This is a genomic window from Alteromonas sp. K632G (assembly GCF_017653625.1).
Classification (GTDB): domain Bacteria; phylum Pseudomonadota; class Gammaproteobacteria; order Enterobacterales; family Alteromonadaceae; genus Alteromonas; species Alteromonas naphthalenivorans.
Map to the genome: position 1 here is coordinate 114,477 of NZ_JAGGDM010000003.1, position 12,840 is coordinate 127,316.

The 12,840-nt window shown below is 41.2% G+C and carries 11 protein-coding genes and 1 other RNA gene; 11 read left to right on the top strand and 1 reads right to left on the bottom strand.

Translation table 11 applies throughout. The features are described 5' to 3' along the window. The first annotated feature begins 63 nt into the window (after window positions 1-63). The 3 genes from ssrA (at window position 64) to J5X92_RS04705 (ending at window position 2,659) form a co-directional block, all read left to right on the top strand. Window positions 64-421: a transfer-messenger RNA gene (ssrA, locus tag J5X92_RS04695) on the top strand. Window positions 422-588: 167 nt separating this feature from the next. Beyond that, a complete protein-coding gene (locus tag J5X92_RS04700) occupies window positions 589-2,226 on the top strand; it encodes a replication endonuclease (protein ID WP_126872361.1) in 1,638 nt (545 codons plus the stop codon). A gap of 136 nt (window positions 2,227-2,362) precedes the next feature. After that, window positions 2,363-2,659, top strand: a complete 297-nt coding sequence (locus J5X92_RS04705) for a hypothetical protein (RefSeq protein ID WP_013783875.1) — start codon at window positions 2,363-2,365, stop codon at window positions 2,657-2,659. A 47-nt stretch (window positions 2,660-2,706) separates the two neighbouring features. On the opposite strand, the gene J5X92_RS04710 is transcribed toward J5X92_RS04705, so the two are convergent. Then, entirely contained in the window at window positions 2,707-3,645 is a 939-nt protein-coding gene (locus J5X92_RS04710; protein WP_126872362.1) for a hypothetical protein, read from the bottom strand. Between the two features lie 93 nt (window positions 3,646-3,738). Between J5X92_RS04710 and J5X92_RS04715 the strand changes: the two genes are divergently transcribed. From J5X92_RS04715 to J5X92_RS04755, 8 genes are all read left to right on the top strand, one after another. Next, window positions 3,739-3,915, top strand: coding sequence for a hypothetical protein (locus J5X92_RS04715; RefSeq protein WP_013783873.1), 177 nt, complete (start codon window positions 3,739-3,741; stop codon window positions 3,913-3,915). Between the two features lie 4 nt (window positions 3,916-3,919). Then, complete coding sequence (locus J5X92_RS04720) at window positions 3,920-4,984, top strand: site-specific integrase (protein WP_013783872.1); 1,065 nt, start codon at window positions 3,920-3,922, stop codon at window positions 4,982-4,984. Between the two features lie 376 nt (window positions 4,985-5,360). Then, the gene (locus tag J5X92_RS04730) at window positions 5,361-5,837 is read left to right on the top strand and encodes a type II toxin-antitoxin system HicB family antitoxin (protein WP_013783871.1); all 477 of its coding nucleotides are present in this window, start codon (window positions 5,361-5,363) and stop codon (window positions 5,835-5,837) included. 3 nt (window positions 5,838-5,840) lie between these two features. Next, on the top strand, window positions 5,841-6,302 hold the full coding sequence (locus tag J5X92_RS04735) for a hypothetical protein (protein ID WP_013783870.1): 462 nt from the start codon (window positions 5,841-5,843) through the stop codon (window positions 6,300-6,302). Between the two features lie 1,098 nt (window positions 6,303-7,400). Continuing rightward, complete coding sequence (locus J5X92_RS04740; RefSeq protein ID WP_126872363.1) at window positions 7,401-10,241, top strand: TonB-dependent receptor; 2,841 nt, start codon at window positions 7,401-7,403, stop codon at window positions 10,239-10,241. A gap of 571 nt (window positions 10,242-10,812) precedes the next feature. Then, window positions 10,813-12,006: an MFS transporter gene (locus J5X92_RS04745; protein WP_013783867.1), complete on the top strand. Its 1,194-nt coding sequence runs from the start codon at window positions 10,813-10,815 to the stop codon at window positions 12,004-12,006. Window positions 12,007-12,211: 205 nt separating this feature from the next. Then, on the top strand, window positions 12,212-12,466 hold the full coding sequence (locus J5X92_RS04750; protein ID WP_013783866.1) for a hypothetical protein: 255 nt from the start codon (window positions 12,212-12,214) through the stop codon (window positions 12,464-12,466). Window positions 12,467-12,468: 2 nt separating this feature from the next. Further along, on the top strand, window positions 12,469-12,759 hold the full coding sequence (locus tag J5X92_RS04755) for a type II toxin-antitoxin system RelE/ParE family toxin (RefSeq protein ID WP_013783865.1): 291 nt from the start codon (window positions 12,469-12,471) through the stop codon (window positions 12,757-12,759). Window positions 12,760-12,840: the final 81 nt, after the last annotated feature.

Sequence of the window (12,840 nt, forward strand, 5' to 3'; positions counted from 1 at the left end):
AAGCAAAATATAAAGAAATCATTTAACCGCAAGCAAGTTATGTTATACTGCGCTTTCACACTCGGGGCTGATTAGGATTCGACAGGATCTTGGAAGCCGGAGGTGCATGCAGAGGTGCGGCTGGCCTCTTAAAAAAGCCGCATACAAATAGTCGCAAACGACGAAAACTACGCACTAGCCGCTTAATAACCGGTATAGGCCCTTCCACCACAGCTTTGTTTGCTAGCGTGGATTCGGAAGGTCATCCAAGCAAACTAGCGAGGGAAACTCTCCTGAGGTTGAACCGCGAAATAGTATCGGGACAGCTACCAAGAACCCTGTTTGTCGGGGTCTAAAGTAGTTAAAGAAAAGACAAACTAAGCATGTAGTACCAAAGGTAGACATTTTCTGGACGCGGGTTCAAATCCCGCCAGCTCCACCAATTCCAGATGCGGTCTAGAACCTTCTAGACCGCTCTATCCCTCTAATAACGCTGCTTCCAGCGAATCATCACTTTCTACTAATTCGGTCTCTCAGGGTCTAAATAGGGCTCAAAAGTGTCGTGAATCTGTACTCGACTGTCGCGAGACTGTCACCTGCCCTAATGAATTGACAAGTGGTATTGGTACACGTGAATGTCACCTTTTTCGCAAAAAAATATTCGATTTCATATCCCCTCTTGCTTATGACGCTGCGCATAAGTACCTCAAGCTTTCTAAACAACATGACTATGTACAAGCCAACCGCTTCCTTTCCAGCCTAAATAAACACCTTCACTTAGCAGATCTAAACCTAACTTCTGACATCAAAGAACTCAAAGCCTTTGCTAAATCGAAAGCTATGGAATGCTTGCGCGATACCGCCGATTTAAGTGAAGCCCACGCACTCTGTCTATGCAAAGCCAAACTACTTAAATACAACATCAGTCTTCCTGACGACATTTCAGCCACTGAGGGCATTATTCAAGCGCGTTCAGAGAAATTTTGGTTCAACAAGCTGAAACGAATTGCCAGCCAAAAAGTAGAAGAAATACGTCGACAGTTAGATTTAGTGAATCAGAAAAAAAGTGCTTATTGCAGTAGTGACCGATTGCGCCAATTTAAGTGGGAAAAAGAGCAAGCCCTTGAGTTTATGAAATCTAAATGGTTCTGCAGTGCTGATGGTGAGTTTATTTCTATGCTGGATGCTTATCAGGCAAACGTATCTAATCCTGAAGTAAGAAGAGCCGAATTGATGGTTCGAATAAAGGGAACGGAAGAGTATTCTAAACTGCTAAACCATGTGGGGTGCTTTTATACCATCACCACACCATCCAAGTTCCATTCACACTACCAATCGGGTAAGCCGAACCCTAAATATTTAAATTATTCTGTTAAAGATGCTAATGAGTATCTTAATGCCCAATGGCGCAAAGCTAGAGCACAGTTCCATCGCGAAGGAATAGAAGTGTTCGGCTTGCGTGTTGTTGAGCCACACCATGACGGCACACCACATTGGCATTTATTGCTATTCACACCGCCAGAACAGTTGGCACGTGTAACAAGCATTTTAAGGCATTATGCAATGGAAGATGATGCCGACGAATCCGGCGCGGACAAAAATAGATTCAAAGCAGAGCCAATAGATCCTGAAAAGGGTTCAGCGCAAGACTATATCGCTAAATACATTTGTAAAAATATTGATGGTGAATTTCTAGATACCGACAACTACGGCAACGATGCGAAACAGTCTGCATCAAAAATCACTGCTTGGGCATCACTATACAATATAAGGCAGTTTCAATTTTTAGGGCTGCCTTCGGTTACGTTATGGCGACAGTTAAGAAAGTTAGAATTAGAAAGTAGTGACACACCATTAGGAAAGCTTCAAAAAGCGGCAGATGAATCTGATTGGCTTTCTTATTTAATAATGATGGGTGGCGCAAACGTGAAGCGTATAGAACGCCCTTTCTCCCTCGAGTATGAAAATCAAATTAAAACGCAGTATCAACATTGTGAATTAAGCACCCTTTCAAAACACGCTTACAACCAAAAGCCAAAACACATCCGTTTCACTGAAGGCACATACGCTATACCAGATAAAAACTGGCAGCTCTTTTCGTCACCCGCTGAACGAGTTGACAGCCCGCCCTCCCAACGGGAAGGACGGGCTGTCGACGAAGGCTCAGGGGGTAGCCGAAGGCGACTGGGGATTTCCCGTGAGGGGAAAGCCCCAAAAGCCGAAGGCATCTTGGACTTGTGTAAATAACTGTACTGAACAAAACAAACTAGAGACAAATATGAAAATTGGTAGAAATGATAAATGCCCATGTGGGAGCAACAAGAAATACAAGCATTGCTGCGCTAATAAAAATGTTACTCGGGAAAGCAGTACTCCGCTATCTATGTCAGAGCAGCAATTTCTCGGTTATTCACGAGAACGCTTGCCCGAAGAGTCACCATTTGATTTATCTACAGATGGCCTCTGCTGTTTAGTAATGACATTAGATAGCCGAAAAGCAAATACACTGAATGAAATGCATAACACTGACGCCTTTATTAGCGGCATGGTTATCGTTACTTCTGGTGAATGCTCTAATGTGCAAATGGCTGGACCGTTCGGTTCATTAGATGAGGCTTTTGAATATTCACGTATCGAGCATGGCGCTATCAGATTCCACAGCAAACCCGAATTCATATAAACCGCAACGCATTATTCATAATGATCTTTAAAAATACGGTCTTGTTTTTAACGAAGGAATGTTCCCTCCTTCGTTATATGGTCAAAAGAAAACACATGTTCTGACGGTGCCACCCTGCACTTTCCAACGAACCTATTATGAAACTCTCTGCTCTTTTCAATTAGTAGGTCTTCCCCACAAACTGAGCATTTCGCTTCAATCGTAACTGCTTTCATGCATATAGGTGCGTTAGTTTGTCCTGTCGCGTTAATCGTTAGTAGCTTATTTTTTGCTAATTTTTTAGACCAAAATGCAGGATATGTCGTTATCCCTTTATTAAGTAACTCGTGCAGCGTCTTGAAAATGATACCTGCAACTATGCCAAAAATAACCACACATGTATTAGTCGTCTTGCTGCCCCACTCTACCAATCCAATAAGCGTGTAGAGTGTTAGTACAATCGACGTCAGTAAACCTATTGCAACTAATATAAGCTTTCTTGGAGTTAGAATCAGATTGGAAAAAGGTTTAGCCCATGGCAATGCATCATCAATATGTGTGACGACGTACCGCACCTTTAGGGCATTTGAATTTCCTGTACCAGTCGATTTCACAGAACCAGTGCGAATTCTCCACTTCGTAGGAATGCCACCTTTCGAATTCACGCGCTCTAGTCTAAGTGGGCTTAAATTTTTTTCTGTAAGTAATGCGTTCAATGAAGATGTTTGAGCAAAAAGCTTTGAGAGTTTTTCTTCATGCCCTTTCATCCAGCGTCTTGCTTTCTCTGAATCGTCTTGCCCATTCATAGACTTATATATTTCTGCAGCAGTAAAGTAAAAATGGGATTCATCAGCCGCATTTTGTCGAATCAATCGATGAGTTTGTTCTATTAGAAAAGCCCCAATTTCTTCACCAACTATGTTCGGTAGGTGAACACTAAAAAACTGCAACGCTACGTCTAACGACTTCTCTAGATCTTCAACATCCTGTTTTTCAACAACTTCCATATTTTCACTACCCGTATGTAACCCGTATGCCCCCTGTTTTAGCAGACCAATCAAGACCAATCTAGTACTTCGTTTATACGGGAGTACAAATTTATGAGCGGATTAGTAACAACAGACAAACTTTCTGAAATGACAGGATATTCAAAAGAAGCAATTCGAATGAAGGTGAAAAAAGGTGTTTGGATAAAACAGCGGCATTATCTAAAAGCGCCTGATGGCAGATTGATTTTTATCGTTGAAATGATTTACCAATGGATGAAAGGAGAATAACAAAATGAGTGTTAAAGCTGTAAACGGCGGATATGTAATAGACTTCACTCTTAACCATGAAAGATTCAGAGAAACGATACCCGCCCCACATAATAAAACCGCTGCAAAAAGAATTGAGGAACAAGAAGCTATTTACAAGATGGCGATTTCACTAAACGACAAAGCAATTGCGAGTCGCTTTCCCAACAGCAAGATAATGCAAAAAGCTTTTGATAATGGCTGTACTTACACTATTCACGATTATTCAAACATTTGGTTTAAACAAAAGCAGCGAAACTGGTCACATACAACTATTCGGGGCTATACACAAAAATACAATTCATACATTAAGCCTAATTGGGGACACCTGATTTTAAATGAGTTTAAAGCTAGTATGTTTGATGAATGGGCATCTGAATGCTTACTCTCTGGTAAATCAATTAATGAAACTCGCAATGTGCTTAGTCAGATCTTCAAGCGTGCATACTTTGATGGTGTAATCGACTCAAATCCAGTCGAACGCATTGAAAGGTACAAACAAAAAATTAATGAACCAAAGCCCTTCAATAAGTCTGAGATCAAAAAAATACTTAATGCGTTACAGTCCCCCTATAAAGAGTTTTTTCAATTTGCATTTTATACAGGCTTGCGGACTGGTGAATTACTTGGACTTCGTTGGGAAGACGTTGATATAGAAAAACGTTTGGCACACATACGGGTTAATATTACTTCTGGAAAAGAGAAAGTACCTAAAACTGCTGGAAGCATTCGAACTATAGAATTGCACTGCTTGGCATTACAGGCTCTTACATCAATAGAATCATCAAAGTTCTTTAATTCGAAAAGAGTATTTATTGACCCAAAGACTATGAAAGAGTACAAATATGCTGACGGGTTACGTAAATACACTTGGAAACCTGCTCTTAAAAAGCTAAATATTCCTTATCGTTACCCTTACCAATGTAGGCATACTTATGCATCAATGATGCTATCATCTGGCAAAAATCCTATGTGGGTTGCAAAGCAAATGGGTCATGCTGATTGGGGAATGATTCGAAAAGTTTATGGAAGATGGATAAACGAGTCTTAGTTATTTAGTCGTATTTCTTGTACGATTCGGCACAAGAACACAACAAATTCTTTGCAACTATTTTTTAGTTGCACTATTATCACATGGAACCGATGCGAGTACGGAAGTGGGAAGTCAAGACAAATTCAAGATTTACATACAAAGAATACCGGTACCGAGCGACTGCAGATTTTCTAAACTCAGTAGCTTTTTACAAAATCTCGGTTTTACATTACACAATAGAGGGAAAACCAGCGGGAGTAGGATTATTTTCTTCGATGAATCAATGAATAAAATTATCCTTCATAAGCCGCACGGCAGTGATCCCGTTTGTCAAAGTGCACTTAATGATGTTGTACAGAAGTTGAAAGAATATGGATATTTGTAGAGGTGCGATATGAACGTTTTAGATTATAAAGGGTACATAGGCTCAATAGAAACGTGTCTTCATAAGAAAAATCTTTATGGGAAAATATTATATATTAACGATCTAGTTACCTTTTCAGGTGATACAGTATTGGAACTAGAAGCAGAGTTTAAAAGTGCTGTTGATGATTATTTGATAATTTGTGAAGAATTAGGAGCTGAACCAGATAAAACATTTAAAGGTTCACTCAATGTTCGGCTTGGTAATGACTTGCACAGGCAGGTTGCTTATCAATCCGAAAGGATGGGCATTAAAATTAATGACTTTATCAAAAAAGCCTGCGAGGAAAAATTGATAACTAGAGATGTGATCAATTTGAATGTTACGCACATCACAAGGACTTCTACTACTCAAGACGTAGTATTTGGAGAAGAAGCTACCTTTAGTTATGCTAATAAATCAATCTCAGCCAAGAATGTTGATTATGATTCAAAGGACTGCCATTAACTAATGAACATTCAATTAGATTTACTGAGATCAAAGCTCTTACATTCATCATTCGATGATAAAAGATTAGATGTCTCTAACAAAAAAGGCTTAGTTAAAAGTTCTTTAGCAATTAATTTTGAAGAAATCGATACTACTGAAGACTCGGAAAATAATGTGATCGAATTACATTTTGAGTCTAAATCCGAATTAACTGGATTTGTTGGTCATGATTTAGAAGACTCAGAGATTGCGTTCTCCTTAACTCTCGAGGCAGTTTCTTCATTCACTGTTGATATAACTTCTGTTTCAAAGGATGTAGAGAATACTGTTCAATCCTTAGTTGAAACCGACTATGTCAGATATCTAGTTATGGCGGCATGTAAGCAATTTCACATTGAACAGGCGGGACAATTGTTAAGGTCAACTAAGTTTAGTAGTGTACCGGCTCAATATTCTGGTGACATTAGCAGTGACGAGAGTTAGCTAAGCAATTGAAATCATGAAAATAGTTACGGGTTCAAATCCCGCCAGCTCCACCAATTCGTATTAAGCCCCTATTTTAGGGGCTTTTTGCTATCTAGCCCACTATATCCTAAAGCTGTAGCAGAATTCCCCCCACTATTACCTCACTAACAAAATCAGAAAAGATAAAGCGCTTACTGCCCTCGACGAAGATTAAACTATTTATACTCTTTTCAATTTACTAAATTTCATAGCCAAGCTCGTGGCATTAGTGCTATCACTCGGTTAAACGTTCCAAGGTTTTATTAAGTGTTAGTACGAGAATACCGATACCTATTCATGGGATGAGAGCCCAGATGTAGACGTGACGATTGAAATAACCAGGCTCTAAAAACCGGCCAAAATACAATACACTTTAAGCATCATCCCAGTAACCAGAATGAGAAAAATTATGAATGACACATTGGTCGGTATTACTAATTGAGCCTTATTAGTTCTCCTACTAGAGAACGATACGAGAATGATCAATCTGATAATTTTAGCGTAATCTTAACCTTCCTATTTAAACCTTCTTATTTATACCTTCTTATTTAAACCTTCTTATTTAAACCTTCTTATTTAAACCTTCTTTTTTAAACAACTAATAACAACTCAATTAACATTCCTCCCCATGCGATGAGCAGCCCAAGTATTAAGATGAAATGCAGAACTAATCTTAAGCAGGTTAAATATCGCACTAACAATTTAAATATTAGCTTATCCGATTCAGAAGATGGATTTCTGAAGTTTTACACCTGAAATTACTGCATGAAAATTACGCAAAATAAACAAAATTTGACCGCCAGTTTAATTAACACCTAAAGATTTTTCATTTTTCAACCAAAAATCCCGCATATAACAAAAACCTAATGTTTAAATAAAAATCAACAATAAGTTAATACTCCCAAAAGGGTTATTCATTTCTTCGTAAAAAATTGATTTCGTCTGCTCATGCTCATTAGAATGCGCGCCCTCTTAGACACAAGTATAACTTTGAACACAAAATAACCTTTTAAGGCTTGCCTAAAATTTGGCCTTATTTGATAACAAGCACGAAAATTTAATTTACCAGGAACACACATGAAAAATATTGCAACTGCTGTTCGGTTAGCATTGGCTGGAAGCGTCGCGTTGACCTCCGCCAACGTATTGGCGCAAGACTCTGCGACCAGTGGCGCCGATGTCGAAAAAATTCAAGTTACAGGTTCACGTATTTCTCGTCAGGGCGCAATTGCACCTTCGCCGGTTACCGCTATTTCTGGCGAGTCACTGCTTAACTCAGGTGCGATGAACATTGGTGAGGTGCTTAATGAACTGCCCTCTTTAGCTAACACGTTCTCGCTTGGTAACTCAGGACAATTTATTGGTACTGCGGGGCTAAACATTTTAGATCTTCGCGGTATGGGTACAGACCGCACATTAGTGTTGGTCGACGGCAAACGCCACGTATCTTCATCAGCAGGCACAGCCGCAGTTGATACGAACACGATTCCAACTTCATGGATTGAGCGTGTTGAAATTGTAACTGGTGGTGCATCTGCTGTTTACGGTGCCGACGCGGTTACCGGTGTAGTTAACTTCATTCTTAAAAAGAATATTGAAGGGTTCGACATTAGCGCAACCCAAGGTTTTGCGCAGGAAAACGGCTATAAGAACGATAAGTATCAAGCGTCTTACGGTTTCAACTTCGACAACGACCGCGGTAACATCGCTTTTGCAGCTGAATATAGCTCACAAGAATCGTTAGATGCGCTAGACAACCCGTGGACTGCCACGTCTTATCGTAACATGAGTTTTGAAAGCATCATGGGTTACGAGCGCAGTGAAGACCAACTAGATTCAACCGCATACCCTGATGATATCTACACGGCTAACGCCGGTTACTACGTGTTAAATAACGCAGGTGTGTTCGGTGATGGAACCAAAACTTTCAACGCTGACGGTTCACTTAAAGACATTTATATTGGCGAGCAAGTAGACGGCGTTTTCTGCGCTAACTGCGATTTTTTCAACCTTGGCCAGTTCACGCAACTACAGCCTGAGTTTGACCGTACTAACGTAAATGTTAAAGGTAACTACACACTAAACGACGACACCACCGTTTACGCGCAAGCTAAATACGCCCGTACTCGCGCCATTTCTATGGGGCAGCCTGCTTTCTTCTTCTATAGCGATGAAACGACTATCTCTCGAAACAACGCATTCCTAGACGACAGCGTTGCTGAGTACATGGACGCAAACGATCTTGATAGTATCGTGCTAAACCGCATGATGACCGACTTAGGTCGTCGTACAGAGGCGGACGAGCGTGAAACTTATCGCTACGTACTTGGTGTTGAAGGTTACATCAATGATGAGTGGAACTACGAAGCATTCGTAAACTACGGTAAAACTGAGCTAGAGCGTGAGAACCGCAACAACCTGATTCTTCAGAACTTCTATAACGCAATAGACGCTATTGAAGACGACAATGGTAACATTGTTTGTGCATCAGGCAGTGCAGATGGCTGTGTTCCGCTTAACATTATGGGTTACGGTCAGCCTTCACAAGAAGCTATTGATTATGTGAATACCACCTCTGTGGGTAACAGCACAATTGAACAGTACAACGCTGGCGCAACGATTGCGAACTCTGGTATTTATGAGTTACCAGCGGGCTACGTAGGTTTTGCCGCAGGTGTAGAATATCGCAAAGAGAAAAGCGAAATTGAAGAGCCTAATAATGCAGTTGGCACCTTCTTCAATGTTCTTGGCGAAGACAAAGGTGAGTATGACGTATCTGAAGTATTTACAGAACTTACTATACCGCTACTTGAAGGCCTTCCAGGCGTAGATATGCTGACGTTCGACACGGCCGCCCGTATTGCTAACTATTCGTCTATTGGTAATGCGAAGAGCTGGAAGCTTGGTTTAGATTGGCAGGTTTTCGAAGACTTACGAGTGAGAGCGACTAAATCATCAGCGCTTCGCGCACCAAATATTAGTGAACTATACGGCGAAGCTAGCCAAACGTTCTTCAACGTTGACGACCCATGCCGTACAGACAACCTAGATAACCTTGCCAACGCCGACCAGCGTATCGCAAACTGTAACGCATTAGGTGTTCCAGCAGATTTTAACTCTGAGTATGACTCAGCCACGTTGGAAGGTGTAAACGGTGGTAACATTGACCTTCAAGCGGAGCAATCTATCTCTAAAACACTAGGCTTGGTTTACACACCTGGTTGGTTTGAAGGCTTTACTGCTACTGTCGACTATTGGGAAATTGAACTTACCGATGCAATTACCAGCATAGATGGTCAAACTATTCTTGATCGTTGCGTAGACTCTGAAACAGGTATAGATAACCCATATTGCGGCCTTATCGACCGTGATTCAGAAACAGGTGAAATCACGCAAATTCGCAGTTATGCGTTGAACATTGCGGGCCAAGAAGCAAAGGGTGTAGATTTCGAACTAGGCTACGACTTTGATGCGCTAGAAGGTGCCTTTCGTACAAGCCTGATCGCAACCTACCTAAAAGATCGCAAAGAGTTCCCATTCCAAGACAACCCAGACCTATTTTACCAATACGCGGGCACTGCGGGTGAGTCTGATTGGCAAGGTGTATTCACGCTTAATTACAGCCGCGGTGACTGGGAAGCAAGTTGGAAAACTCGCTACATTGAACGTGCAAGCCTTTACGATAATCAAGAGTTAGCTCTCAACCCTAACCCGAGTAATCGTATGGAACTGCCATCATATGCAGTTACTGACGTGACCGCAGGTTACAACTTCGCGAATGGCGTCAGCCTAACCGTGGGTATTGATAACCTGTTTAACCGTGCACTGCCTACGGGTACCACTGGTACTGGTTCAAACGATGCTACATACGACAATATCGGCCGCTTTGGTTATGTAACCGTAGCTTATAAAATGTAATTTGCTTTTTATAAGGTCAAGACAAAAACCGGCGTTTCTTCGCCGGTTTTTTTATAGGTAACTCACGCAGCTTACAATGATTCTGACAAGGTTTATTGGCCTTACGCTGATGCGTCTATATTGTTACTGGTATTTTAATTGCTAAAACAAAACATACGCGGTTATTTCTCTTTCAAATCCGAATGCGCTTTTCCTTACTTTTTAATGATGGAAAAAGTAACTCACTAATTTATGTTTTTCCTACATTGCTATCAAAAATGTTGCGGTGAGTGAATAACTAAAAAAGCTATCTGGGCACTTGACCGATAAAACTAAGCTATCTGTGGCGCTAGCAATAGAAATATGATGCATTCCTAGCATATAATACCTTTCCTAATAAGAATTCATTGCTTAATGCGAATACCGGTTTATCTCTAGGTTTCCTTTGGCTCAAAACATCCCTACTACACCAAGTTGCTGTATCGAACGTTAACGTAAATACGTTAATTGCTTTCTATCGCGCAATTTCTTACAACGTATTTGTGATTGCTGAGGCTTACATTATTCCTCACCATCAAATTTTAAGGTATTTATGTCTGCATCACCTTCAAACCCAAGCGCCGTAGTTTGGCCTATCTTCGTAATGGCGCTGGGCACATTTGTTTTAGGGCTTACAGAGTTTTCATCTATGTCGATGTTACCTCTTATCGCCGAAACTTATGCTGTCACGCCATCAATGGCCGGCAATGTAATAAGCGGCTATGCCATTGGTGTGGTCATTGGCGCGCCGTCGTTTATGTTACTGACTAACAAGACCAACAGACGCACTTCTCTGATCATCTTTGCAGCAATGATGTGTATAGCTAATGGCTTAAGTGCTATCGCCTCTAGCTTGCCAGAGTTGGTGTTTTATCGTGTATTGTCTGGTTTGCCCCACGGCGCTTATTTTGGTACTGCGTTATTGATTGCCGCTAGTATGGCTCCTGCTGGTAAACGCGCCAGCTATATGTCGATGGTGTTTGCTGGTTTAACTATTGCCACTATTGTCGGTGTGCCCATGGCAACCCTGATAGGGCAAAATATGAGTTGGCGAGTGTGTATGGCGCTAGTCGCGGCCCTTGCGCTCATCACCATCGCACTTATTTATATGTTCGTGCCTAGCAGCCCAGTCACCACGCCAACGAACTTACGGGAAGAGTTTGGCGTGCTTAAGAACAAACTCGTATGGTCAATTTCAGGCATCATATTTGTTGGCTTTGGTGGTGTGTTTTGTATTTATACCTACCTTGCCGATACCATATTAAACGTGACTAACTCGCCAGAAGTAACCATTTCGATTGCCATGATGATGTTTGGTATTGGTACCACTATCGGTAATTGGTTTATTAGTAAACTGGCTGACAAATCTCCTCTTCGTACCACAGGTATTGCGTTGCTATGCAGTGTTGGGGTGTCTGTTATATATGTGTTTGCGGCAAGTAATATTTGGTGGCTTTACCTTACGGTATTTCTGCTTGGTGCAAGCGTGGGCTTAGCCGCCGTTATTCAGTCGATGTTGTTAGATGTTTCACCCACGGGGCATGCAATGATAGGTGCGCTTGTGCAGTGCGCATTTAATACGGCAAATGCTATTGGCCCAATGCTGGGCGGCGCACTATTGGCATCGGGCGCTAGTTTCAACGAAACAGGCTATGTATCGGCTATGCTTTTCTTTGGTGGGTTTATCATGTGGGCGCTTAGTTATTTACAACTGCGTAATCGCAATCCTGCCCTTGCTACTAGCTAAGTTATGTAATAGTGGGGTAGTTTAGGCGCATAAAGTGCCTTTTGACTCCCCACACATCTATAATACTCACTTGCTTCACTAAATACGAAAACCCAAACCTAAAAGGTTCGGGGCTTATTGTTTACGTCGCTAAAACCGAGACGCTTTTGCATTATTAAAATTGGTGTATAATTGAACCTATAACGCACCAAACTATAGTTTTTATATGGCTAATCGTCAAAGTATCAGTATTAATGAACCCAATGCAGAGTGGCTCAAGTTTCAAGTTGAAAGCCAAGAGTATGCAAGCCACAGTGAAGTGATTAATGATCTTATACGGCAGCGACGTAAAGAAGAAGAGGCCGATTTAATTCGCACTAGAGCATTACTGATTCAAGCCGAACAAAGAATTGAAAAAGAAGGCTACAGCAAGCTTAGCATTGAAGACATAAAACAAGCTGCTCTTAATAAGAAAGGCTAACCGTGGCTAAGTACAAGCTATCGCCAGATGCTGCGGACGATATTGAACGTCTATTTCTTTTTGGTATTGACCGATTTGGAGTCAATCAGGCTACCAAGTACTTAAGCGGATTAGAAATTCGTCTGGATCAGATAGCACATACACCGGCCACCTACCCGAAAGTCTCTCACATTCGTCCAGGATATCGCAGAAGTGTGTACGGTGTGCACACAATTTATTTTCGTACAATTGAAAGTTGCAACCAAATAGAAATTAGCCGGGTGATTGGTCGAGAGCATTTAGAAGACCTTTAGGGGCAGTCGTTTTTATCAGCTTTTCTATTAATTAACGAATAAGAACTGAAGAAATGAGGTCAGAATACCTTTACTAGCAAA

Coding starts and splice junctions, on each gene's coding strand:
- J5X92_RS04705 (WP_013783875.1), top strand. CDS start 2,363: ATGTCAGAGCAGCAATTTCTCGGTTATTCACGAGAACGCTTGCCCGAA.
- J5X92_RS04710 (WP_126872362.1), bottom strand. CDS start 3,645: ATGGAAGTTGTTGAAAAACAGGATGTTGAAGATCTAGAGAAGTCGTTA.
- J5X92_RS04715 (WP_013783873.1), top strand. CDS start 3,739: ATGAGCGGATTAGTAACAACAGACAAACTTTCTGAAATGACAGGATAT.
- J5X92_RS04720 (WP_013783872.1), top strand. CDS start 3,920: ATGAGTGTTAAAGCTGTAAACGGCGGATATGTAATAGACTTCACTCTT.
- J5X92_RS04730 (WP_013783871.1), top strand. CDS start 5,361: ATGAACGTTTTAGATTATAAAGGGTACATAGGCTCAATAGAAACGTGT.
- J5X92_RS04735 (WP_013783870.1), top strand. CDS start 5,841: ATGAACATTCAATTAGATTTACTGAGATCAAAGCTCTTACATTCATCA.
- J5X92_RS04740 (WP_126872363.1), top strand. CDS start 7,401: ATGAAAAATATTGCAACTGCTGTTCGGTTAGCATTGGCTGGAAGCGTC.
- J5X92_RS04745 (WP_013783867.1), top strand. CDS start 10,813: ATGTCTGCATCACCTTCAAACCCAAGCGCCGTAGTTTGGCCTATCTTC.
- J5X92_RS04750 (WP_013783866.1), top strand. CDS start 12,212: ATGGCTAATCGTCAAAGTATCAGTATTAATGAACCCAATGCAGAGTGG.